The organism is uncultured Lutibacter sp. (assembly GCF_937891065.1).
Classification (GTDB): domain Bacteria; phylum Bacteroidota; class Bacteroidia; order Flavobacteriales; family Flavobacteriaceae; genus Lutibacter.
Map to the genome: position 1 here is coordinate 1 of NZ_CALAEQ010000005.1, position 23,112 is coordinate 23,112.

Genomic DNA, 23,112 nt, shown 5'->3' on the forward strand with positions numbered 1-23,112 from the left:
TAAAATACTTAAATAATAGCTTCAAAATGTCTCTTCTGTTATAAAATAAACTGTATAATTTTTACAATTTTTTGTGAAACACAAGATTAAAACACATCACTTTTACTATAATTTAAATCAAAATTTATCATTTATTTCAAATAAACGGTAAGTTTTTATAAACAAATGGTAAATTGGTGTAATTTTAAAATGCGTTTATATTGAATAAACAGTACGATTTAACAACAAATGGTACGTTTTTGTAAACAAATGGTAAATAAGTTGTTTTTTTGAGTGTTTTATCGTTTTATATGCGTAAATTTACTTTAGTATTAAAAAAGACAATTCAATCTTAAATAAAAATAATTTTTTTTCTAACTAACATCTTACAACTTTAATGTTATGAAAAAATCACTTACTTTACTCGTGTTAATTTGTTGTTTTTCGGCAACAACCTATTCTTTAAATCATAATTTAGATTTAAACTTGATAGAATATTCAAAAATTACCTACTTAGGCAATAACGAATTTGATAAAACTTCAGATTCAGATGATTTAAGACCAAAATATAGAATTGGGTTTAATGCACCACAAATAGATCATCGTCAACTATTATTAACTATTGACCGAAATACAACTGATGGTGTTGATTGGGGATACGACGCACAATTATATCAATTATTAAATGATGATATGTTTTGGGTAATTGACAGTAAAAAATATGTGATTCAAGCAACAGATAGTATTTTTAATGGTAAAGAAATACCATTAGGAATTACTACAACCCAAGGAGGTTTAATTACCATTGGGATTGATGCACTTGAAAACCCTATTGAAGGGGTTAAAGTGTACTTAAAAGATAAGGAGCTAAATTTAATTTATAATATTGAAGAAGCTGATTACCAAATAACATTGCCTGCAGGAGAATATCTTAATAGATACGTTATTACTTTTGTAAGCGCCGAAACTATTTTAAATGACGATGTTATAGTTGTGGATGTAGATGCTGCAGATAATGATGAAAGTAACAATTCTCCATTTGATTTTAATTTAATGAATAACAACTCAAATAATGCATCAATAAAAGATCAAGTTTTAATGTATGTTGCAAATGGTAGCAATACATTAAATATTAAAAATAATCAATTAGTAAAAATTAATAACCTTGTTTTATACAATAGATTGGGGCAAGTAGCTCAAATGTGGGATCGTAATTTAAACTTAGAAAAAGTAAGCCTTTTACTAAATGTAAAAGAAGGAATATACATTATACAAGCAACTACAGAAATAGGGAATATTTCAAAGAGAATAGTAATAAGAAACATATAGTTAAGTTATTCATATAAAATACATTGCATTTTATTCTTTATAAACGACTTTTTGTCTATTAGGTATTACAATATTAGCAAAACATAAAATGTTTTACTAATATTGCAATACCCTTATAAACTAATGATGTATGTATTTTAAGCCCCAAACCTCAAGAATAATACTTTTTTGTGCATTATTTTTTGCGACTTTCACTACTTTTTCACAAACACCAATTTTATCTGAAAATTTTAATTCTCAACCAGGAATTTGGAATTCAGGAGGATTGGGATATGTTAGTAATGGAAATACAATTGAAGGATCCCATTCTTTAAGAATAATTAATGGGGAAACAGCAACATCTCCTGTATTTAATACAAATTTATATTCATCATTAACTCTTTCTTTTAGTTTTAGGCCTCAGCAAATGGAAGATGGAGATGAAATAATGGTTGAATTTTATGATGGAACTACTTGGATAGTTTTAGCTTCATACATTATTGATGGTGCAACTTACTCAAATGGGAATAATTATTTATTAAATACAACAACTATAAATAATCCACCAACTTCTTTCCCTGTAAATGCTCAACTAAGATTTACAACAGTTAGTCACTCTGGAAATTCATCGGATAGATTTTTTATTGATAGTATTCTTGTAGAAGGTTTTGTTACAGGTCCAGAAATAAATATTCAAGGAGGTTCGCCACTAATTGATATTTTGGATGGTAATACGGCTATATCAACAACTGATGATACAGATTTTGGAAGTATAGATGTTGCTTCAGGAAACAATGCAAATGTATTTACTATTGAAAATAATGGTACTTCAGATTTAACAATAACATCAGTTACAGGAGGTACAGCAGATTTTGTAATTACAGGAACTACTTCAGGTACAATTACTGCAGGAAACTCAATTACTTTTACAGTAACTTTTGATCCAACTACTGTAGGAACAAAAACAACTACTATTTCAATTGCAAATAATGATACAACAGGAGGAGAGAACCCTTATACATTTAATGTTGAAGGTGTTGGAACAACAACTACCAATTCCGAGGTTATTGTTTCTGTAAATTGGCCAAATTGGTCATCAGAAAATACAGTTGAAATTTATTCTCCTTCAGGATCATTGATAAGTACAATTATAGATACATCAGGAAGTGGAGATAGCTCTTATTCAACAACTGTTAATTTAGGTTGTTTGGAAGATTTAAATAATTATTACTTTATAATGTATGATACTTATGGAGATGGTTGGAATGGAGCTGACAATATTACAATTTCATCATCAGGTGTAAATGTTATAAATAATGATGATGCTTTTTATGGAGGGGCAACTATATCAGGAAGAACAGTTAGTTTTAATGTTTCGGGTGGTATTTGTGGGGCTGAAATTAACGTTTTAGGAAATGGAACTTCTATTACGGATGGTGAAACTTTAACTTCATCGGGTGATTATACTAATTTTGGAGATATAGATACAGGTACTTCATTTACACGTACTTTTACTATTGAAAATACTGGAGCATCAGATTTAACAATTGGAGGAACGGTAACTTTAACAACTAATACTTTATTTAAAGTAACAACGCAACCATCGGCTACAGTATTAACAACAGGGACTTCCACTACATTTGTAATTACTTTTTCACCAGTGGCTTTAGGAACATTTACTGATGTTGTAACCATTACTAATGATGATTCAAATGAAGACCCATATACTTTTACAATTTCTGGAAACGGAGCGGTTCCTCTTACAGAAGGTCCTGGAGGGGTAACTAGTAAATTGGCATTATGGTTAAAATCTACAGATGGTTTAGGTAATAGTGATGGAACGGGTGTTTCGCTTTGGCAAACACAGGCTAGAGGTTCTAATGCAACAGTTAATAGTGCAGGGCAAGAACCTACTTTTTATGATAACACAACTAATAATGTTAATTTTAACCCTGTAATATCATTTAATAATGATAGAACAAATGCCCCTGAGGAATACAATTATGCCTACACTCCACAAGAATATTTAGAAGGAACTTCAGGTTTTTACTCTCAAGAAATTTTTATTGTTGCAATTCCTGATGATGTGATAAATAATACATATGCAAGTATGGATTTATTTTGTGGTGACTCTCCATTAGTAGTTTCCAGTGAGGATGATGGTACCGGAATTGGTTATGGAAGTTATACTCAAAGATTTGATACAGAGTCAATAACGTATGCGATTGGAACGACCAGCAACACCTCAAATCCTGCAAATGATAGAGGTTATGGTATTGCTGATACAAATGCTTCCTCTTCATATAGTGGAATAGCCATATTAAATGTTAGGGATAATACTAGTGCGCCAATTGATGGTTCGGAACTTTATTATAACGGAAAAAATATAGAAAGTGAAGAAGTTGGAGTACCACAATTTATAAATATAGAAGATACTCGTTTTTGGATTGGAAGAAGTCAAGGATATAGAGCAAGTTTTGAAGGTAGAGTAGCCGAAGTTATTACCTATTCAACTCGTAAAAATGATACAAGTGAACGTAATAAAATAGAAAGTTATTTAGCAATAAAATATGGTATTACTTTGGCAGATGCTGGTGTAGGAACTACAAAAAACTACGTTAATTCTGATGGTACCGTAATTTGGAATTACACTGCAAATGCAGGTTTTAATTATGATATTGCAGGTATTGGAAGAGATGACGCTTCAGAATTAAATCAAAAACAGTCTAAAAGTATAAACTCAACAAGCGTTGTAACTATAGGCCATGGAGATATTGCAACAACAAATTCTGCAAATTCAAATAATTTTTCAACCAACAAAGATTATTTGGTTTGGGGACATAACAATGCAGCATTATCAGGATCAGACGTGCTTTCTGTAAATTTAGGTGCTTCAACTACTTCTGTAACTACATTATTTGATAGACGTTGGAAAATTGTTGAAAGCAGACCAACAGCATCAAATGATATTTTAGATGTAAAAGTATCAATCCCAAATACTTTTTTACCGGCAATATCAAGTACTGAAGAATATGCGCTGGTAGTTTCTTCTACTCCTGTTTTTGGTTCAAATGATATTGTAGATATTATTCCATTAAAGGCAAATGGTTCTAACTATGAAACGTGGTACGATTTTGATAATACAAGATTTTTCACTTTTGGCGTTGCTTCAAAAATTACGGGAAAATTTAATGTTGAATTCACTACTGGAGATTTTTTAGTGGGAGAAAATGCAGTTCATTTAAATTCGAATTTTACGGTTTCAGCTTGGGTTAGAAATTTGGGAGCTGGAGGAACTTATGTTTCAAAAGGATTAGCCTATGATTTTAAATTAAAAGGATCAGGAAATGTTGAAGTTTATACAAACAATACGTTAAGAGCAACTTCGGTTGAAATAATTAAAGATGCTAAATGGCATCATGTTGCAGTAACAAATAATGGAAGTAATTTGCTAATTTATATTGATGGTGTTTTGGATACTACTGCTAGTTCAGTTGCTCCGGCAAATACAACAGATAGATTTGCAATAGGAGTTGTTTATATTGATAAAAATAATATTACAACACCATTTAATGGAGATATTGATGAAATTAGAATTTGGGACAGTGCATTAGCACAAAACCAAATTCAATATATAATGAATCAAGAAATTGTAGATGTTTCTACTAATGTGAATGGTGAAATTTTACCACAAACAACTACATTAAATACAGTGAGTTCAATTCCTTGGAATAATGTTCAGACGTATCATAATATAAATAGTTTTTATGGTACTACGGTTGAAGATGGTTCAAACAATAACAATTGGGTACGTATAAAATATTTGACAATAGGAAAAGATATTATAGATAATCAATCTGCGCCATTACCATATGTTTCAACAGCAAGTTCTAACTGGGATTTAACTTCAACTTGGGCTAACAGTTCAGAAATTGTAATTCCTAACTCTTTAGGTATTGATGGTATTACTAGTATAGATTGGAATATTGTTGAAACCAACAACAATGTTAATACAACAAGAGGTGTGAAGGTTTTAGGTCTAAAGGTGAACAGTAATGAATTTTCTATAAATTCAGATAATAGTTTAGAAATTTCCCATTATTTACGCTTAGATGGGGTATTAGATTTAGATGGAGAATCACAATTAATACAGACAATAGATAGTGATTTTGATGCAGCGAGTACAGGTTATTTAGAACGTGATCAGCAAGGTGAATTTAACCGATATAGATATAATTACTGGTCTTCACCTGTACTAAGACAAGGAGCAGGAAACGCATCAAGTACAGTAGATGGTAACCCAATTGCAGGAACATCTTTTTCAATAGCTGATGTATTAAGAGATGGAACTATTCCTAATTCACCGGCAGCATTGAATTATACGGGTGGTTATGATGGTTCAATAAGTCCACTTACTTTAAGTACCTATTGGATGTATAAATATGCAAATCATCCAGAAGGAACTTATAGCGCTTGGGAGCATATTGGAAATACAGGAGCGTTATATGCAGGAGAAGGATTTATAATGAAAGGGGCAGGAGATCCTGATATTCCTGAAACTGCGCAGCAAAATTATGTGTTTGAAGGGAAACCTAATAATGGTACTATTACATTAACGGTTGCCCCTACGTATAGTTATTTAGTGGGAAATCCGTATCCTTCGGCATTAGATGCAAATCAATTTTTAATAGATAATAGCCCATTACCAGGTGGAAGAAATTCAATAAGAGGAGAAATTTATTTTTGGGAACATTATGGAGGAGATAGTCATAATTTAAGAGATTATCAAGGAGGTTATGCCACATATAATTTTTCAGGAGCAGTTCAAGGGGCATCACCACAGTCAGATGTAAATCAAACAGCACCAGTTTCGCCAAAAATACCAGGTCAATATATAGCAGTTGGTCAAAGTTTTTATGTAGTAGGAGAACCAGGAGGAATTATTGAATTTAACAATGGACAACGTACTTTTGAAAAAGAAGCTACAGGAGTTTCTGTATTTATGAAAAGTAGTAGTGCAAAATCGAAAATAGTAACCGCTAATAAAACTGATTTAAGATCTAAATTTAGAATAGGTTTTGAAGCACCTAAAATTAACCATCGTCAATTACTATTAACTATTGATGAAAAAGCATCTGACAATGTAGATTGGGGATATGATTCAGAAATCTATAATATTGTGAATGATGATATGTATTGGATACTTGACGCTAAGAAATATGTGATACAAGCAACCAATGCAATTAGTTTAGATAAAGAAATTCCATTGGGAATAGAAACTAAAGAAGGTGGTACTATTCGTATTATGATTGATGCGCTGGAAAATATTGATGAAAACACTAAAATTTATATAAAAGATAAGCTAACAGGTGAAACCTATGATATTACCAACCAGGTTTTTGAAATTAATTTAGAAGCGGGAGAATATCAAGAAAGATTTGTACTCGCATTTCAACCACGTATTAAAACTTTTGAGGAAGTTACTTTAATTGAAGGAGTTCATGTTTTTATGAATAATACCATTTCAGAATTACAATTAAATAGAATTGTAGATACAGAAATACAAGGTGTTACCTTATTTAATTATTTAGGCCAACAAGTAAAAACCTGGAGCATAAACACTGATGAACGATTTATTTCATTGCCACTACAAATTGCTACGGGAGTTTATATTGTACGAGTAAATACTACTGCAGGTGTAATTACAAAAAAAATGATTATTGAGTAATAATTAACTTAAAAAATAACCCCTAATGAAAACAAAACTACTATTAATTTTAATATTGTTTAGTGCAAATTTTATAAGTGCTCAAAACCATAAAGAATTAGCAGACAAATATTTAAAAGAAAGAGGTGAACTAGTATTTTCTTTTACAGCAAATACTATTGATGAAATTCAACAATTAGCAAATATTGTTTCATTTGACCATGGTCAAAATAGAAATTCCCCATTTACAATTAAAGCAATTGCAAATAAAGATGATTTTGAAATTTTTCTTAAATTTAATTTGCCATTTACTATTGATAAAGCTTTAAATGAGCCAAAAAATGTTGAAATGTTCAACCCTAAAATTCACAAAAAACAGAGTGTTGACGCTAAAAACGCAGATTATACCTTATCCTTTCCGTTAGTTGTGTACCCAACCTATGCGCAATATGTACAACAAATGACGGATTTTGTAGCTGCCAATAATACGATAGCTAGATTGGTAACTATTGGAACTACCTCAGGTTCCGGAAGTTCTGGTTATTCAGGAGGTGCACATAAATTATTGTCTATAGTGCTTTCAGATAATGTGAATGTAAGAGAGAAAGAACCAAGAGTTATGTTTACATCTTCAATTCATGGAGATGAAATTGCTGGATACCCTAGTATGTTGAATTTAATTGATCATTTCATTACAGCCTACAATAACACAGGAGATTCTGATCATACCAGAGTTAAAAATTTGTTAGATAATTCAGAAGTATGGATTAACCCATTAGCAAATCCAGATGGAACTTATAGAACATCTAATACAAGTGTTAGTTCTGCAATAAGAGGAAATGCATATGGCGTTGATATGAATAGAAATTACCCTGTACCAGACGGAACTTTACATCCGGATGGAAAAGCGTATCAATATGAGACTACTAAATTTATGGAATTGGCAGAATCAACACATTTTGTGATTGCTGGAAATTTTCACGGAGGTGAAGAGGTTGTCAATTATCCTTGGGATTACACCTATGATAGACATGCAGATGATACTTGGATGCAATTGGTTAGTACAGATTATGCTGCTAATACACATACTAGTTCAGGATCAGTTTCTTATATGACCTATGATAATACATTTAATTCTTATTTAGGTATTACACATGGTGCAGACTGGTACATTATTAATGGTGGCCGACAAGATTATATGAATTATGAAAGGCATACAAAAGAAATTACATTTGAAATATCAAATACTAAATTACCACCAGCAAGCCCATCAGGATCTTATGATATTTTGGATTTATGGAACTATAATAAGGAAGCATTTATTGAATATTTAATTCAAGGCACGTATGGTTTTCAGGGTGTTGTAAAAGATGTAAATACGAGTCTACCTATTAAGGCCAAAATTAGTATTCTTAATCATGACACTAATGGCTCATGGGTAGAAACTGAATTACCTTTGGGAGATTATTATAGACCAATTAAAGCAGGCACCTATGATATTATGTATGAAGCGGATTGTTATATGCCATATATTTTAAGAAACCAAACAATTACGGATTCTCAAACAATTGTTTTGCCAGATGTTTCATTAACACCCTTATCAACGGTATCATCGCCGTCAAACTTAACGGCATATTCATTAAAAACGACATCCGCAACAATATCTTGGGATAATATTAAAAACGCCAGTCTATACAATATTAGATATAGAAAAGTTGGAGCATCCTCATGGACAACTACAACAACAACTACAAATTTAAAAAGTTTAACTGGATTAACAGCAACATCAACGTATGAGTTTCAAGTGACAGCTACTTGCAGTGGAACAACAACAAGTTGGAGTGCTATTGAGACGTTTAATACTATAACAACCAACTATTGCACATCTCAAGGATCTATTTCCGATGATGAATATATTGGTCTCGTAAAAATTGGCGATATTGATATGGTTAGTTCTGCAACTGGGTATTCAGATTTAACAAATTTAGCATTAAATGTAGATAAGGGTGAAATTGTAAATACATCAATCATGCCAATTTGGGCAAATACTACTGGAACAAAATATAATGAGGCATATAGTATTTGGATAGACTATAATCAAGATGGAGATTTTAATGATTCGGGTGAACAAGTTTGGTCAAAAACATCTTCAAAAGACAGACCAGTAATAGGAAGTTTTACTATTCCAACATCTGCTGTTTATGGTTTAACACGTATGAGAGTTTCTTTAAAATACTATAGTAGTCCTAACCAAAGTCCTCCAAACTCTTGTGATTCTTTTACTTATGGTGAGGTAGAGGACTATACCGTGAATATTGTAGATAAAACCCTTGGCATTGACGATGAAATTTTAAGCACTTTTAACTTGTATCCAAATCCTGTTAAAAATGGTGAACTAAAACTTCAAATGCCAAGAGAAATTACAGATTATAATATTAGAATTTCTAATGTACTTGGGCAAAAAGTATATGAAAATAAGGTAAATTCAAATTATAGTAATACACATACGGTAAATACCTCAGCTATAAAATCGGGTATATACTTTGTAACAGTAAGTACCAATTTAGGGAAAGCCACAAAAAAGATAATTATTGAATAATAAGTAAACAACCTATAGACTAAAAGAGACTTCAAATATGAAGTCTCTTTTTTATGCTCTTATTAAATGGCTAAAACTTCTTATTAGTTTACTCAAACTGCTTAGCAGGTGAAAGAAAAGGTCTAGATGTTATACACAAAACATCTAGACGTTATTAATAAAACGTCTAGACCTTTTTCCATATTTAATAAGCAATAATTGTAAACTACTTATTAATAAGTGTAAACTAATATATAAAATTTAGAATACTCCTTTAAAATAGTAAACTACCAACTAAATTACATATTAATAAATAGTCTTAAAAATCATCATTCTCAGCTTGGCTGGGAATCTCAGGAAACAAAACTCGTAATAAACACCTACCATATCAAATGTGGCATGACTAAAAAAAACGGTCACCCTCAATTTTACATAGAATGACCGTTTATAATTTTATTGTTAGATATTATTACTTAAAAGCAGGCAAGCCAGTAATATCAAATCCTGTAATTAACAAATGAATATCGTGTGTTCCTTCGTAGGTAATAACACTTTCTAAATTCATCATATGGCGCATAATAGAATATTCACCAGTAATTCCCATAGCACCTAAAATTTGTCGTGCTTCTCTTGCAATATGTATTGCCATATCAACATTATTACGTTTTGCCATCGAAATTTGAGCGGTGGTTGCCTTATCGTCATTTCTCAATGTTCCTAAACGCCAAGTTAGCAACTGAGCCTTTGTAATTTCAGTAATCATTTCAGCTAGTTTTTTTTGCTGAAGTTGAAAAGCGCCAATAGGTTTTCCAAACTGCATACGCTCTTTTGAATAACGCAAAGCAGTATCATAACAATCCATGGCTGCACCAATAGCTCCCCAAGCAATTCCATAACGAGCAGAATCTAAACAGCCAAGTGGCGCACCTAAACCATCTTTATTAGGTAAAATATTTTCCTTTGGAATTTTTACATTATCAAATATTAATTCACCAGTTGCAGAAGCTCTTAAAGACCATTTATTATGTGTTTCTGGAGTTGTAAACCCTTTCATACCACGTTCAACAATTAATCCTTTAATACGTCCTTCTTCATTTTTTGCCCAAACAACTGCAATGTCAGCAAAAGGGGCATTTGAAATCCACATTTTTGCACCATTTAACAAAAAGTAACCTCCCATATCTTTAATATTGGTCACCATTGCACCTGGATTTGATCCGTGATCGGGTTCTGTTAATCCAAAACAACCTAAAAATTCACCACTGGCTAATTTTGGTAAGTATTTTTTTCGTTGTTCTTCATTTCCGTATTTCCAAATTGGGTACATGACTAATGAAGATTGAACAGAAGCCGTTGATCTAACACCTGAATCACCTCTTTCAATTTCTTGCATAATTAATCCGTAACTCATTTGGTCTAATCCTGCACCACCATATTCTTCAGGAATATAAGGTCCAAAAGCACCTATTTCAGCCAAGCCTTTTACTATGGATGTAGGAAATTTTGCTTGTTGTGCAGCTTCTTCAATAATTGGGGAAACTTCACGTTTTACCCAATCACGTGCAGCATCACGCACTAATATATTTTCTTCGGTTAATAATTCATCTAATTGATAATAATCCGGAGCTTGAAATAAATCTTGTGACATTGATTTTTTAGTTTTGTTAAATACAAATTTACTAATTAAAGTCTTTTTAGAAATTAATTTTTAAAATCTTTTATTCAGTACATTTGTACAACTAATTTAAGTACTTAAAGTAAGCTAGTGAAAAGTGCCTAAAATTATTTAAAAGTCTTAATTTTAATGGATAATAAAGAATTTAGTAAACAGTTAGAAAGTAGAACCAAGAAATTTGCAATTAGAATTATTAATTTATCAACCTCACTATCTAACTCGCCTGAAGCAAAGGTTTTAAAGAATCAGATTACAAAATCAGGTACAAGTATTGGTGCTAATTATAGAGAAGCTAATAGATCAAGAAGTAAAGCGGATTTTAGAAATAAAATAAAGATTTGTGAAAGTGAAGCAAGTGAAACAGTGTATTGGTTGGAGATTATAATTGATTTAAACTGGATTGACTCTCAGAAAACTCAATTAATATTAGCAGAAGCTATTGAAATTCTAGCTATTTTCACTGCAATAGGGAAAAAATTAAAACTTTAGGCAATTAAATTTTTAGGCACTATTTAAAAACATGAGATTTACCTTAGGAATAGAAGAAAAATTAAAAAGTAAAAAAGTAATTCAACAATTATTTGCTGAAGGAAATCGTGTAAAATCGTTTCCTCTTCAGTTAATTTATTTAAAAAAGGAACATTATTCAGAATTCCCTATAAAAGTTGGATTTACAGTTCCTAAACGTGCTGTAAAATTAGCTGTAAATAGAAATAGAATTAAAAGAATGATGCGTGAAGTTTACCGTAAAAATAAGCAGCTATTTTCAGAAAATATAAACGAAAAGTATATTTTCATGTTAATTTATATGACAAATGAAGAAACAAAATATGACGACTTAGAGCTTTCTGTTAAAAAAGTTTGTGATAAATTTTTAATTAAAATTAAAGAAGATGAGCAAAATTAAAAAACTATTTATAGGAATTTTTGTAGCAATTTCTTTATTGGTTTCTGTAGGATTTCAATCTGATTTTTTTGAAATTGCAAAACAAATTGACATATACACTACGTTGTTTAAAGAATTAAACATGTATTATATTGATGAGGTAAATCCTGCAAAACTCACCAATAATGCAGTAAATCACATGCTTGAAAACCTAGACCCCTATACGCGTTACTATGATGAACAAGGAGTTGAAGATGCACGAATTGAACAAACTGGTGAGTATGGCGGAATTGGAGCAATTGCCCAGTATAAAAATAATATGTTAATTATTCGCGAACTATTAAAAGATTCTCCTGCTGAAAAAGAAGGAATGAAACCGGGAGATAAAATTTTAAAAATAAACGATGTTGTTGTAAAGGATTATGATGAAAAAGGTGTTTTAGCTTTATTAAACGGATTACCAAATACCAACATAAAACTTCAAATTGAACGTCAAAATAAAAAGATAGATTTAGAGCTCACACGTAAAAAAATTGAAGTAAATCCGGTGCCTTATTACACCATGTTAGATGCAGAGGTTGGGTATATTTCATTTACAAAATTTAATGAAAAAGCAGCTTCCGAAGTAAAAAAAGCCTTTTTAGAGCTAAAGGAAGATGGAATGAAAAAATTAATAATTGATGTAAGAAGCAACCCTGGAGGTTTATTAATGGAGGCCGTAAAAATTACTAATTTTTTTATTCCAAAAAATAAAATTGTAGTAACTACCAAGGCTAAAATTGAAAAATGGAGTGAAACATTTAGTACACAAGATGAACCTTTAGATTTAGAAATACCTGTGGTAATTCTTGTTAATAATCGTTCAGCCTCAGCCTCTGAAATTTTAGCAGGTTCTTTACAAGATTATGATAGAGGCGTTATTATTGGAGAGCGTTCATTTGGAAAAGGTTTGGTGCAACGCTACAGAGAACTTTCTTATGGCACTCAAATGAAAATTACCATTTCTAAATATTATACGCCAAGCGGAAGATGCATTCAGGAACTAGATTATACCAATAGAGATGCTAAAGGTAATATTCCAAAATTTTCTGATGCAGGTAGAGAAACCTATAAAACCGAAATAGGAAGAACCGTTTATGGCGGTGGAGGTATTTTCCCAGATATTGAAATTGAAAAACCAACCACAACAGAAACTACAGAAAACTTGCTAAATTCTGAAGCGTTTTTTAATTATGTAACTAATTATTTTTATGAAAATACAACAATAGTAGAACCTTCAAAATTTGAATTAAATGATGCTGATTTTAATTTACTTAAAAAATATTTAACTAAAAATAATGATGCTTTTGAAACTAAAACAGAAGCTATTTTTAAAAAAGCAAAACAAAAAGCTATTTCAGAAAATTTAGATGGAAGTTTAAACAATACATTTACAGAACTTTTAGATAAAATTCAATCAGAAAAATTAAAAGAGCTAGATAAAAATAAAGAAGAAATACTTCATAAATTAACCGAAGAAATAGTAAAACGTTATTATTATGATGAAGGCGTTTATATGCAAAAAGCTTCATTTGACACAAATATTATTAAAGCAATGTCAATTTTAAACAACAATGAAGCATATATTTCAATTTTTAAAAAGGAATAATTGAACGTTTCAATATAGAACAAATACACAAATAAATAGATAAGTTGTATCTTTGATACCCAAATATTAAGTATGTCACACACAAAAATAAAACATAGAACACGCGCTCAGGAATCGTCAAAAGCCATAGAGCGTTTATACATTTCAATGCGCCATTTATTTACTAGGGGTTTTTACAAACCTATGGGAATATCTGGAGACGCTTTACGCGAAGCTTTATTAGTACTTCGCCCTGAAATTTATGGATCCATAGCTGAAGAAAAAGTAGAATTAAATGGTTTAATTTATGTAATTGAACGTTTACCTGCTGGAATTGAAGAATGTAGATATGTGAATTTAACGGCAGATGAAGGATATTCAAACTCACATTTTAAACCAATTATTCCAACTAAACGTAGAAGGAATTGTTTTAGAATAGACAAGGATCAAATGAATATTGAAGTGACTCGTGGTCGATCAGAAATCTATGACATTTTAACTCACTTAACATTTTTATTTATAGAATCTCATAAAATTGCCAATAGAGTTTTAGTTGATGATCAAGGAGAAACCATAAGAGAATGGAAAAAATTAGAAGATACGGTATTGCATAACAGAAAGTTAACTAGAGATGATAGAGATATTATGTTGGCTCATATGGCAAGTGTTTTAGGAAGGACTTTTGAAGAAACGCAAAGTGCTCATGCAATTTTAGGTGAAGTAAAAAACCCAGATCGTTTTTTTCAAATTATTTATTGGTTAGGTCAAATAGCCATAAATGAGAAACTGAATAGTTTAAAAAGAGCCATTACCTTTAGCCCAGTGTTACGAGAGCGAATTGGACATCATATTTATGGTGAAATTTGGGCAAACAACATTAAAGATGTTTTAAAGAAACAAGAATTATTAAATCGCCCAATTCATATTATTAGTGCAAATATGCATAGTGTCATGAATTCTATTTACGCTCCAATTGTTTTGCCACAACAAATTAAAGATAATGATATCATTTCACTATTTGAGTTGTTAAGTAATGATGATAATGAAGATTTACGTAAGCAAGTAATGGAATATGCTGCTGAAAATGGATTAACCTATATTAAAGATACATCAGGAACCAATATAAATGTTCAGGTTATTGATACTGAAAAAATTGATATGAGTAAAACTCAATATTCAATAGAAAACAGCTTAAATAATGATGAAAAGCCAGTAATAATTGTAATGGATTATGCTTTTGGGGAGCAAGCTTATGAAACTATGGATGAACTTTTAAAACCATATGTGGATAATAAAGACAAAAAGCATCATCTAAATGTTGAATCTATTTCAATTATGGGAAAAGCAGGTATTTTAGAAGGAGGGAAAGGAGATATTATGATTCCTTCATCTCATATTTTTGAAGGTACAGCAGATAATTACCCTTTTAAAAATCAATTGAAGAAAAGAATGTTTGATGGTTGTGGGGTTGATGTTTACACCGGTGCTATGGTTACTGTTTTAGGAACATCACTTCAAAATAAAGATATCCTAGGCTTTTTTCATGATTCTACTTGGAAAGTTACAGGATTAGAAATGGAAGGAGCTCATTACCAAAAAGCCATACAAGCAGCGGCAAAAATTAGAGGAAATATATCAAATAAAGTAAAGGTTCGTTATGCATATTATGCTTCGGATAATCCACTAGAAACGGGTAGTACATTAGCATCTGGTGGTTTAGGAACTACAGGTGTATTGCCAACATATGTAATAACTCAAAAAATTTTAGAGCAAATATTTTAACATTTTGAACAAAAGTTTTTGTGCAATAAATAATGAATTTGAAGAAAATAAACAAATGAACGTACTAATTTTAGGATCAGGAGGAAGAGAGCATGCATTTGCTTGGAAAATAGCACAAAGTAACTTATTAAATCAATTATTTATAGCCCCTGGTAATGCAGGAACTATGCAATTTGGAACAAATTTAAATATAAATCCAACCGATTTTAATGCTTTAAAACAAACAATTTTACAAAATAAGATTGAATTAGTTGTTGTTGGCCCAGAAGACCCTTTAGTAAAAGGCGTTCATGATTTCTTTTTAAATGATATTGACTTAAAAAATGTAGCTGTAATTGGACCACAAAAGTATGCAGCACAATTAGAAGGAAGTAAAGAATTTGCCAAAGAATTTATGGTTCGTCATAACATTCCAACGGCCGCATATAAAAGCTTTACAACTAAAAATTTAGAAGAAGGTTATCAGTTTTTAGAAACGTTGCAACCACCGTATGTTTTAAAAGCAGATGGATTAGCAGCAGGGAAAGGTGTGTTAATTTTAACTGATTTACAAGAAGCCAAAGATGAGTTAACAGATATGTTAACAAACAAAAAATTTGGTGAGGCAAGTAGTAAAGTTGTGATTGAAGAATTTTTAGATGGAATAGAGCTAAGCTGTTTTGTTTTAACCGATGGTAAAAGTTATGTAACATTACCAAGTGCAAAAGACTATAAACGAATTGGAGAAGGAGATAAAGGGTTGAATACAGGAGGAATGGGAGCAGTTTCACCAGTACCATTTTTAACCAGTGAATTAATGGAAAGGATAGACGCACAAGTTATAAAACCTACAGTTGATGGCTTACAAAAAGACAATATTCCTTATGTAGGTTTTATTTTCATTGGATTAATTATGGTGAAAAATGAAATTAAAGTAATTGAATATAATTGCCGCATGGGAGATCCTGAAACGGAGGTTGTTATTCCTTTAATAAAGAGTGATTTCTTGGAATTGTTAATTGCTACAAGTAAAAAAGAGTTACATACTAAAACCATTGAATTTAAAGATGAAAGTGCTTGTACCGTAATGTTAGTTTCAGGAGGTTATCCTGAAGATTACGAAAAAGGGAAAGTAATTAATGGACTTGATACTGTTGAAAACTCCATTCCGTTTCACGCAGGTACAACTTTATTGAATAACGAAATTGTGACTAATGGGGGTAGAGTAATTGCTGTTACTTCTTATGGGAGTGATTTTAAGCAAGCCTTAAAACAGTCTTATCAAAATATCGAAAAAATAAGTTTTGATAGAATGAATTTTAGAAAAGATATTGGTTTTGACTTGTAAAAAAAAATTCTTGTAGCTCCGTTAAACTGGGGATTAGGACATGCAACACGCTGTATTCCAATAATAAATTATTTATTAGAAGGTGGTTTTGAACCAATTATTGCAAGTGATGGAGATGCTTTATTGTTACTTCAAAAAGAGTTTCCATTATTAAAAAGCTATGTACTTCCTTCCTATAATATCAAGTATCCTAAAAAAGGTAAAAATTTAAAATTCAAACTATTTTTAAGTGTTCCATCAATAATTTTAGCAGTAATAAAAGAAAAAAAATTTGTTACTCAAATTGCTGAAAAAGAAAATCTAGCAGGAATTATTTCGGATAATAGATTTGGTGCTTTAAGTAGAAAAGTACCTTCCGTTTATATTACGCATCAATTGAATGTGTTATCTGGAAAAACGACCTTCTTAACTTCTAAAATTCATCAAAAAATAATTGAAAAATTTGATGAATGTTGGGTGCCTGATGTTGAGAATGAGCCCAATTTTTCTGAAATGTTAGGGCATATCAACAAGGCTAAGTTTAAAGTTAATTATCTTGGAATTTTAAGCCGATTCAAAAAACAATACACAGCAATTAAATATGATTTATTAGTGCTTCTCTCAGGACCAGAACCTCAACGAACCTTATTAGAAAATAAATTATTAATTGAGTTAAAGGGTTTTAACGGTGAAATTTTATTTGTAAGAGGTGTTTTATCTAATAAAACTAACATTACTGCTGCCACTAATTTTAAAATCATAGATTTTTTAGCTTCAACAGATTTGGAAATTGCAATAAATCAAAGTGAAATAGTGCTAGCGAGATCAGGATATTCAACAATTATGGATTTGGCAGTTCTAGGTAAAAAAGCTTTTTTTATTCCAACTCCAGGTCAATTTGAACAAGAATATTTAGCTGAAATATTAAGTGAAAAATTAATCGCTCCTTTTGCAACTCAGCAAAATTTTAAAGCAACTGATTTAGATATATTGACTAATTTTTCAGGATTTAAAGTAAATAAAGCCGACTTTAATTTAGATTATTTCAGCCTTTTCAAGCGTAAATGAAAATTCAGAACCTTTTTTCAATTCACTTTTAACAAAAATTTGTTGGTCATGAGCTTCAATAATATGTTTAACAATAGACAACCCTAAACCTGATCCTCCTTGCTCTCTAGATCTACTTTGGTCAACCCTATAGAAACGTTCAAACAATCTCGGTATATGTTCTTCTTTAATTCCTTCACCATTATCAATAATTTTAACAATAATTTCATCTTTCTTAAAATTCTCTACACGTATAACAGTTGAACCTCCAATTTTACCATATTTTATAGAATTAACTAGAAAGTTGATTAATACTTGTTCAATGCGTTCAATATCACCAATAACCATTATTGGGTATTCATAATGCTTGTTAAGTGATAATGAAATATTTCGTTTTTTCGCTTTCATTTCAAGCAAATCAAACACACCTTGAATAAGTTCTATAATATTAAAAGGTTGTTTATTTAAATTTAAATCGGCAGATTCTAATTTAGAAATTAAGTCTAAATCCTTCACAATTGCAATCAATCTTTCAACGCCCTTGTTGGCTCGTTCCAGATATTTCCCACGAATCATTTTATCATTCATGGCACCATCAGCTAATGTTAATAAATAGCCTTGAACGGTAAATAAAGGTGTTTTAAGTTCGTGTGAAACATTTCCTAAAAAATCTCTACGATAACTCTCCTGTAATTTTAATTTTTTTATTTGTTGTTGTTTATTTTTTGCAAAATTTTCAACTTCCTTAGAGAGCATATCAATATCGGATGTTATGGAAGTTTTATTAAAATTAGTAGAACCTAATAAAGATACACTATCATGTATTTTTTTTATACGCTGGTAAATAAATCTTTCAAGTCTAAATTGAGAAATTATAAAAGTAAATATAAAAATGATACTTATAAAAAGAAGAATATGGCTAACCTTAAATGTTATATCGAAAAAGAAATAAGCTTCTAAAAATAAAGCAAAAGATGTTATAGAGGTAATATAAAATGAGGTCCAAAAAGCAAAAATAAATGTTTTTTTAATCTTCATCAATTACAAATTTATAACCTACACCTTTGACTGTTTTAAAATAATCGTCACCAATTTTTTCACGTAATTTACGTATGTGAACATCAATAGTTCTGCCACCTACAATAACTTCATTACCCCAAACCAAATCTAAAATATCATCTCGTTTAAAAACTTTACCAGGTTTTGAAGCTAATAATGAAAGTAATTCAAATTCTTTTCGTGGTAAGGAAAGTTTAATACCCTCTTTTATAACCACATATTCTTCACGGTCAATAACAATTTCACCAATAGTTACTTTATCTGAAGAAGAAGTTGTTTCATCATAAACTTTTATACGTCTTAATAAAGCTTTAATTTTACTGACTAGTAATTTTGGTTTTATGGGTTTTGTGATATAATCATCTGCTCCTACATCAAATCCAGCAACTTGAGAATAATCTTCCCCTCTAGCAGTAAAAAATGTTATCAAAACATTTTCTAACCCATTTGTAGCTCTTATTTTTTCACAAGCCTCAATACCATCCATTTCGGGCATCATAATGTCTAAAATAATTAGGTGAGGAATTACTTTTTTTGCAATTTCAACAGCTTCAATACCATTTTTTGCAGTGAAAATTTTAAAACCTTCATTTTTTAAATTGTAACCAACAATTTCTAAAATATCTGGTTCATCATCAACTAATAATATTTTAATGTCTTTATTTTCCATATTTTGATACTTGTTTAACAACAAACAATACACAAAAGTAATGATAAATTTAGAGTACAAATCATTACAAGTAAATGTATCTAAAATTATAACATTAAGCTAACATTAACCTTACAGTATGTTAATTTGAACTGTAATTTATGAGAAAATCAGTCTTTTATAGAATTTAAACATAAAAAATTATTTTTTCACACAACAATTCTCTAATTTTATAGTGAAAAGAAAAAGATTAACTTAAAAAAAATTGTATGAAAAAGAACTACCTATTTTGGGTTGCATTTTGTGTGACTGTATTTTTAAATGCCCAAACTATTTTTATAAATGAAATTCATTATGCTAATTCTGGAGGAGATACTGATGAAGGTGTTGAAATTTGTGGACCAGCGGGTACTGAATTAGCCGGTTATGAAGTAAGACTTTATAATGGCTCTGGCGGAGGAATTTATGAAACAATACTCCATTTATCAGGAATTATTCCAAACCAGCAAAATAATATAGGTACACTATGGTTTGCAAAGACAGGTATTCAAAATGGTTTACTTGATGGATTGGCTTTAGTTGATAATACAAATGCAGTAATTCAATTTTTAAGTTATGGAGGTGTTATTACGGCTACTGATGGACCGGCTGTTGGTATGACTTCAGTAGACATAGGTGTCTCAGAATCCGAAACAACACCAATAGGTTATTCACTACAATTAATAGGTTCAGGTTCAAATTATGCTGATTTTAGTTGGGTTGGTCCAGTTACAGCTTCGCCAGGGATGTTAAATGCCAATCAAACCTTATCAATTGTTAAAAACCAAATAGAAGGGTTTTCACTATACCCAAATCCAATTTCAAACGGTAAATTATTTATGAGTTCAAGCAGTAACTTAGATAAAAAGCTTGAAATTTATTCAATGATGGGCAACTGTATTTATAGCGAATATGTAAATGCTAATGAAACAATTGACGTTTCTAAGTTAAATTCAGGAATCTATATGGTTAGAGTTGAAGAAGAGGATAAAATTGCAGCTCGTAAATTGATAATTAAATAGTTTAACCCTAAATAAAATTTGATTATGAATATTAAAATTAATTTTGAAAACATCCTTTTTTTAGATATTGAAACGGTACCAGAAACTGAAAATTTTAGTGATTTGCCTGAATACAAACAAGAATTATTCGCTCAAAAAACACAGTACCAACGAAAAGAAGATTTTTCTCCTGAAGAGTTTTACGATCGTGCGGGGATTTGGGCTGAATTTGGCAAAATAGTGTGTATCTCGGTAGGTTATTTTACGAATTTTGATTCAAAAGACAGAACTTATAGAGTGACTTCTTTTTTTGGTGATGAGGTGAAATTATTAGAAGACTTTAAAAGATTGTTAAATACCCATTTCAATAAAACACCACATGTTTTATGCGGTCATAATGGTAAAGAATTTGATTTCCCATATATAGCTAGACGAATGATAATCCATCAAATTGAATTGCCTGAAAAATTAAATTTATTTGGAAAAAAACCTTGGGAAATTCCTCATATAGACACTATGGAATTATGGAAATTTGGGGACTACAAACATTTTTCTTCCTTAAAATTACTGACAACTATTTTAGGAATTCCATCTCCAAAAGATGATATTGATGGGAGTGAAGTTGGCGCTGTTTTTTACAAAGAAAAAAATATAGATCGCATTGTAAAATATTGTGAAAAAGACACCATTGCTGTTGCTCAATTATTATTGCGTTTTAATAATGAACCACTCATAGAAGCATTAAATATCGTATATGTTTAAAATTTTGATTTGATGCTATGTTTAATGTAACTGTTTATAAATCAAGTGTTATTTATTTTTTTTCAGTTCAGTATTCAATATTTTAAACAATGTTGCAAGAACTTATAACTTCTCAAATTTTGAAATTATATTTTAACTATCTTTGTAGCCTAAATAATTTATTATGTATCTATTTATTAGTGGGGCTGAAATATTTGTAATTCTACTTATTGTAGTTATGTTATTTGGTGCTGATAAATTACCTGAAATTGCTCGTGGATTAGGGAAAGGTATGCGCCAAGTTAAAGATGCCACTAATGATATTAAGCGAGAAATTAGTAATAGCGCTAAAGAAAATGACATTGATATAGATATTGCTAAAAATGTTAGGAAAGAGATAAATAGAGTAAAAGATAATTTGGATGACTTTAGCAGACCTGTTAAAAAAATAAAAGATACTATTATTGATGATATCACCGGGCCAGTAAAAAGAAATAAATAATCTTGGATTTTCTTAATTCACTTATTAGCTACGACAAACAATTACTACTTTTTTTACATGCTAAAGGGTCTATAACTTGGGATGGTTTTTGGCTTTTTATTACAAATCCAATTCATTGGATTCCTTTAATTTTTCTGTTTTTTTATTTAGGATATAAGTCATTTGGATTAAAAAAAACCATCGTTATTTCTTTAATTACATCTTTAAGCGGCGTTATTTCTTTATTGATTGTAACTATTATTAAAAATAATATTCAAAGACTTAGACCTATTAACGACATTTCTATAAATAATTCTATTAGAGTGTTAACTGAGCAAAATGATTTTAGCTTTGTATCAGGACATTCAACAGTTTCTTTTACTATTATATTTATCCTATTTTGGCTTTTGAAAAAGCATTATAAATACGCTTATATACTTTTTTTATTTCCAATATTATTTGCTTACAGTAGAATTTATTTAGCCGTTCATTTTCCAATTGATATATTATTTGGAATGCTTTTAGGCTATTTAGTTGCTTTGGTTTTTTATAAAATAATAGGGGTTTCAGTTTTAAAACGCTAATATTATTTTACTCTACTTATAGTTAATCCATCTCTAATTGGTAACAATACGGTTTCAATTCTATCATCAGAATTTAATAACTTATTGTATTTAATTAATGCTTTTGTGTCTATATCTTTAGGATTAATTTCTTCAACAACTTTACCACTCCACAATACATTATCTGATAAAATAACACCTCCAGGGTTCATTTTGTCAATTATTAAGTTGAAATAATTACCGTAATTTGATTTATCTGCATCAATAAAAACCAAATCAAATTTTTCATTTAATGTTGGGATAATGTCTAACGCATTTCCAACGAACTGTTTTATTTGATTTTGGTAATTTGATTTGTTAAAATATTTTTTAGCGAAATCTTCCAATTCTTCATTTTTATCAATGGTATAAAGTAAACCGTTTTTTTTCATTCCTTCAGCCAAACACAAGGCAGAATAACCTGTATAAGTTCCAATTTCTAAAATGTTATTTGGCTGTATTAATTTAGAAATCATAGATAAAATACGGCCCTGAAAAGCACCACTTAGCATTCGCGGATTTAGTACTTTTTGCCAAGTTTCCTTATTTAATTGCAGTAATAGTTCTGGTTCTTTTTGAGAATGATCTACAACGTATTTGTTAATATTATCTGGTAAAAAATTCATTTTAAAAAAAAAGGATTGT

Annotated in this window: 17 protein-coding genes; 13 read left to right on the plus strand and 4 right to left on the minus strand. The window is 30.2% G+C overall.

The annotated features are described in order from the left end of the window. The first annotated feature begins 381 nt into the window (after positions 1-381). From Q0352_RS00505 to Q0352_RS00515, 3 genes are all read left to right on the plus strand, one after another. On the plus strand, positions 382-1,308 hold the full coding sequence (locus Q0352_RS00505) for a T9SS type A sorting domain-containing protein (protein ID WP_299521905.1): 927 nt from the start codon (positions 382-384) through the stop codon (positions 1,306-1,308). A gap of 130 nt (positions 1,309-1,438) precedes the next feature. Continuing rightward, positions 1,439-7,015, plus strand: a complete 5,577-nt coding sequence (locus Q0352_RS00510) for a choice-of-anchor D domain-containing protein (protein WP_299521908.1) — start codon at positions 1,439-1,441, stop codon at positions 7,013-7,015. Between the two features lie 25 nt (positions 7,016-7,040). Next, a complete protein-coding gene (locus Q0352_RS00515; protein WP_299521911.1) occupies positions 7,041-9,593 on the plus strand; it encodes a M14 family zinc carboxypeptidase in 2,553 nt (850 codons plus the stop codon). Positions 9,594-10,041: 448 nt separating this feature from the next. Here the strand turns inward: Q0352_RS00515 and Q0352_RS00520 are convergent, their stop codons facing one another. Further along, positions 10,042-11,220 (minus strand): acyl-CoA dehydrogenase family protein, encoded by a 1,179-nt coding sequence (locus tag Q0352_RS00520; RefSeq protein WP_299521914.1) that lies wholly within the window; start codon positions 11,218-11,220, stop codon positions 10,042-10,044. A gap of 156 nt (positions 11,221-11,376) precedes the next feature. On the opposite strand from Q0352_RS00520, the gene Q0352_RS00525 reads away from it, so the two are divergent. The 6 genes from Q0352_RS00525 (at position 11,377) to Q0352_RS00550 (ending at position 17,916) form a co-directional block, all read left to right on the plus strand. Further along, a complete protein-coding gene (locus Q0352_RS00525; protein WP_299521917.1) occupies positions 11,377-11,736 on the plus strand; it encodes a four helix bundle protein in 360 nt (119 codons plus the stop codon). Between the two features lie 31 nt (positions 11,737-11,767). Continuing rightward, positions 11,768-12,154 carry a ribonuclease P protein component gene (gene rnpA / locus Q0352_RS00530; protein WP_299521920.1) on the plus strand — a complete coding sequence of 129 codons (387 nt, stop codon included), beginning with the start codon at positions 11,768-11,770 and terminating at the stop codon, positions 12,152-12,154. After that, entirely contained in the window at positions 12,141-13,781 is a 1,641-nt protein-coding gene (locus Q0352_RS00535; protein ID WP_299521923.1) for a S41 family peptidase, read from the plus strand. Before rnpA ends, Q0352_RS00535 begins: the two co-directional genes overlap by 14 nt. 72 nt (positions 13,782-13,853) lie before the next feature. Next, positions 13,854-15,542: a hypothetical protein gene (locus tag Q0352_RS00540; protein ID WP_299521926.1), complete on the plus strand. Its 1,689-nt coding sequence runs from the start codon at positions 13,854-13,856 to the stop codon at positions 15,540-15,542. A gap of 55 nt (positions 15,543-15,597) precedes the next feature. Further along, positions 15,598-16,869 (plus strand): phosphoribosylamine--glycine ligase, encoded by a 1,272-nt coding sequence (gene purD / locus Q0352_RS00545; protein WP_299521929.1) that lies wholly within the window; start codon positions 15,598-15,600, stop codon positions 16,867-16,869. A 123-nt stretch (positions 16,870-16,992) separates the two neighbouring features. Then, positions 16,993-17,916, plus strand: coding sequence for a glycosyltransferase (locus Q0352_RS00550; protein ID WP_299521932.1), 924 nt, complete (start codon positions 16,993-16,995; stop codon positions 17,914-17,916). On the opposite strand, the gene Q0352_RS00555 is transcribed toward Q0352_RS00550, so the two are convergent. Together Q0352_RS00555 and Q0352_RS00560 are read right to left on the minus strand one after the other, a co-directional pair. After that, positions 17,884-18,933 carry an ATP-binding protein gene (locus Q0352_RS00555; RefSeq protein ID WP_299521935.1) on the minus strand — a complete coding sequence of 350 codons (1,050 nt, stop codon included), beginning with the start codon at positions 18,931-18,933 and terminating at the stop codon, positions 17,884-17,886. The two genes, Q0352_RS00550 and Q0352_RS00555, sit on opposite strands and share 33 nt — an antisense overlap. Beyond that, positions 18,923-19,624 carry a response regulator transcription factor gene (locus Q0352_RS00560; protein WP_299521938.1) on the minus strand — a complete coding sequence of 234 codons (702 nt, stop codon included), beginning with the start codon at positions 19,622-19,624 and terminating at the stop codon, positions 18,923-18,925. Before Q0352_RS00560 ends, Q0352_RS00555 begins: the two co-directional genes overlap by 11 nt. Positions 19,625-19,872: 248 nt before the next feature. Between Q0352_RS00560 and Q0352_RS00565 the strand changes: the two genes are divergently transcribed. From Q0352_RS00565 to Q0352_RS00580, 4 genes are all read left to right on the plus strand, one after another. Next, positions 19,873-20,664 carry a T9SS type A sorting domain-containing protein gene (locus Q0352_RS00565; RefSeq protein ID WP_299521941.1) on the plus strand — a complete coding sequence of 264 codons (792 nt, stop codon included), beginning with the start codon at positions 19,873-19,875 and terminating at the stop codon, positions 20,662-20,664. 24 nt (positions 20,665-20,688) lie between these two features. Continuing rightward, a complete protein-coding gene (locus Q0352_RS00570) occupies positions 20,689-21,405 on the plus strand; it encodes a 3'-5' exonuclease (protein WP_299521944.1) in 717 nt (238 codons plus the stop codon). A gap of 163 nt (positions 21,406-21,568) precedes the next feature. Next, entirely contained in the window at positions 21,569-21,886 is a 318-nt protein-coding gene (locus Q0352_RS00575; protein WP_299521947.1) for a twin-arginine translocase TatA/TatE family subunit, read from the plus strand. Between the two features lie 2 nt (positions 21,887-21,888). Then, positions 21,889-22,449, plus strand: a complete 561-nt coding sequence (locus tag Q0352_RS00580; protein WP_299521950.1) for a phosphatase PAP2 family protein — start codon at positions 21,889-21,891, stop codon at positions 22,447-22,449. Positions 22,450-22,451: 2 nt separating this feature from the next. Here Q0352_RS00580 and Q0352_RS00585 read toward each other — a convergent pair whose 3' ends face one another. Continuing rightward, entirely contained in the window at positions 22,452-23,093 is a 642-nt protein-coding gene (locus Q0352_RS00585) for an O-methyltransferase (RefSeq protein WP_299521953.1), read from the minus strand. Positions 23,094-23,112: the final 19 nt, after the last annotated feature.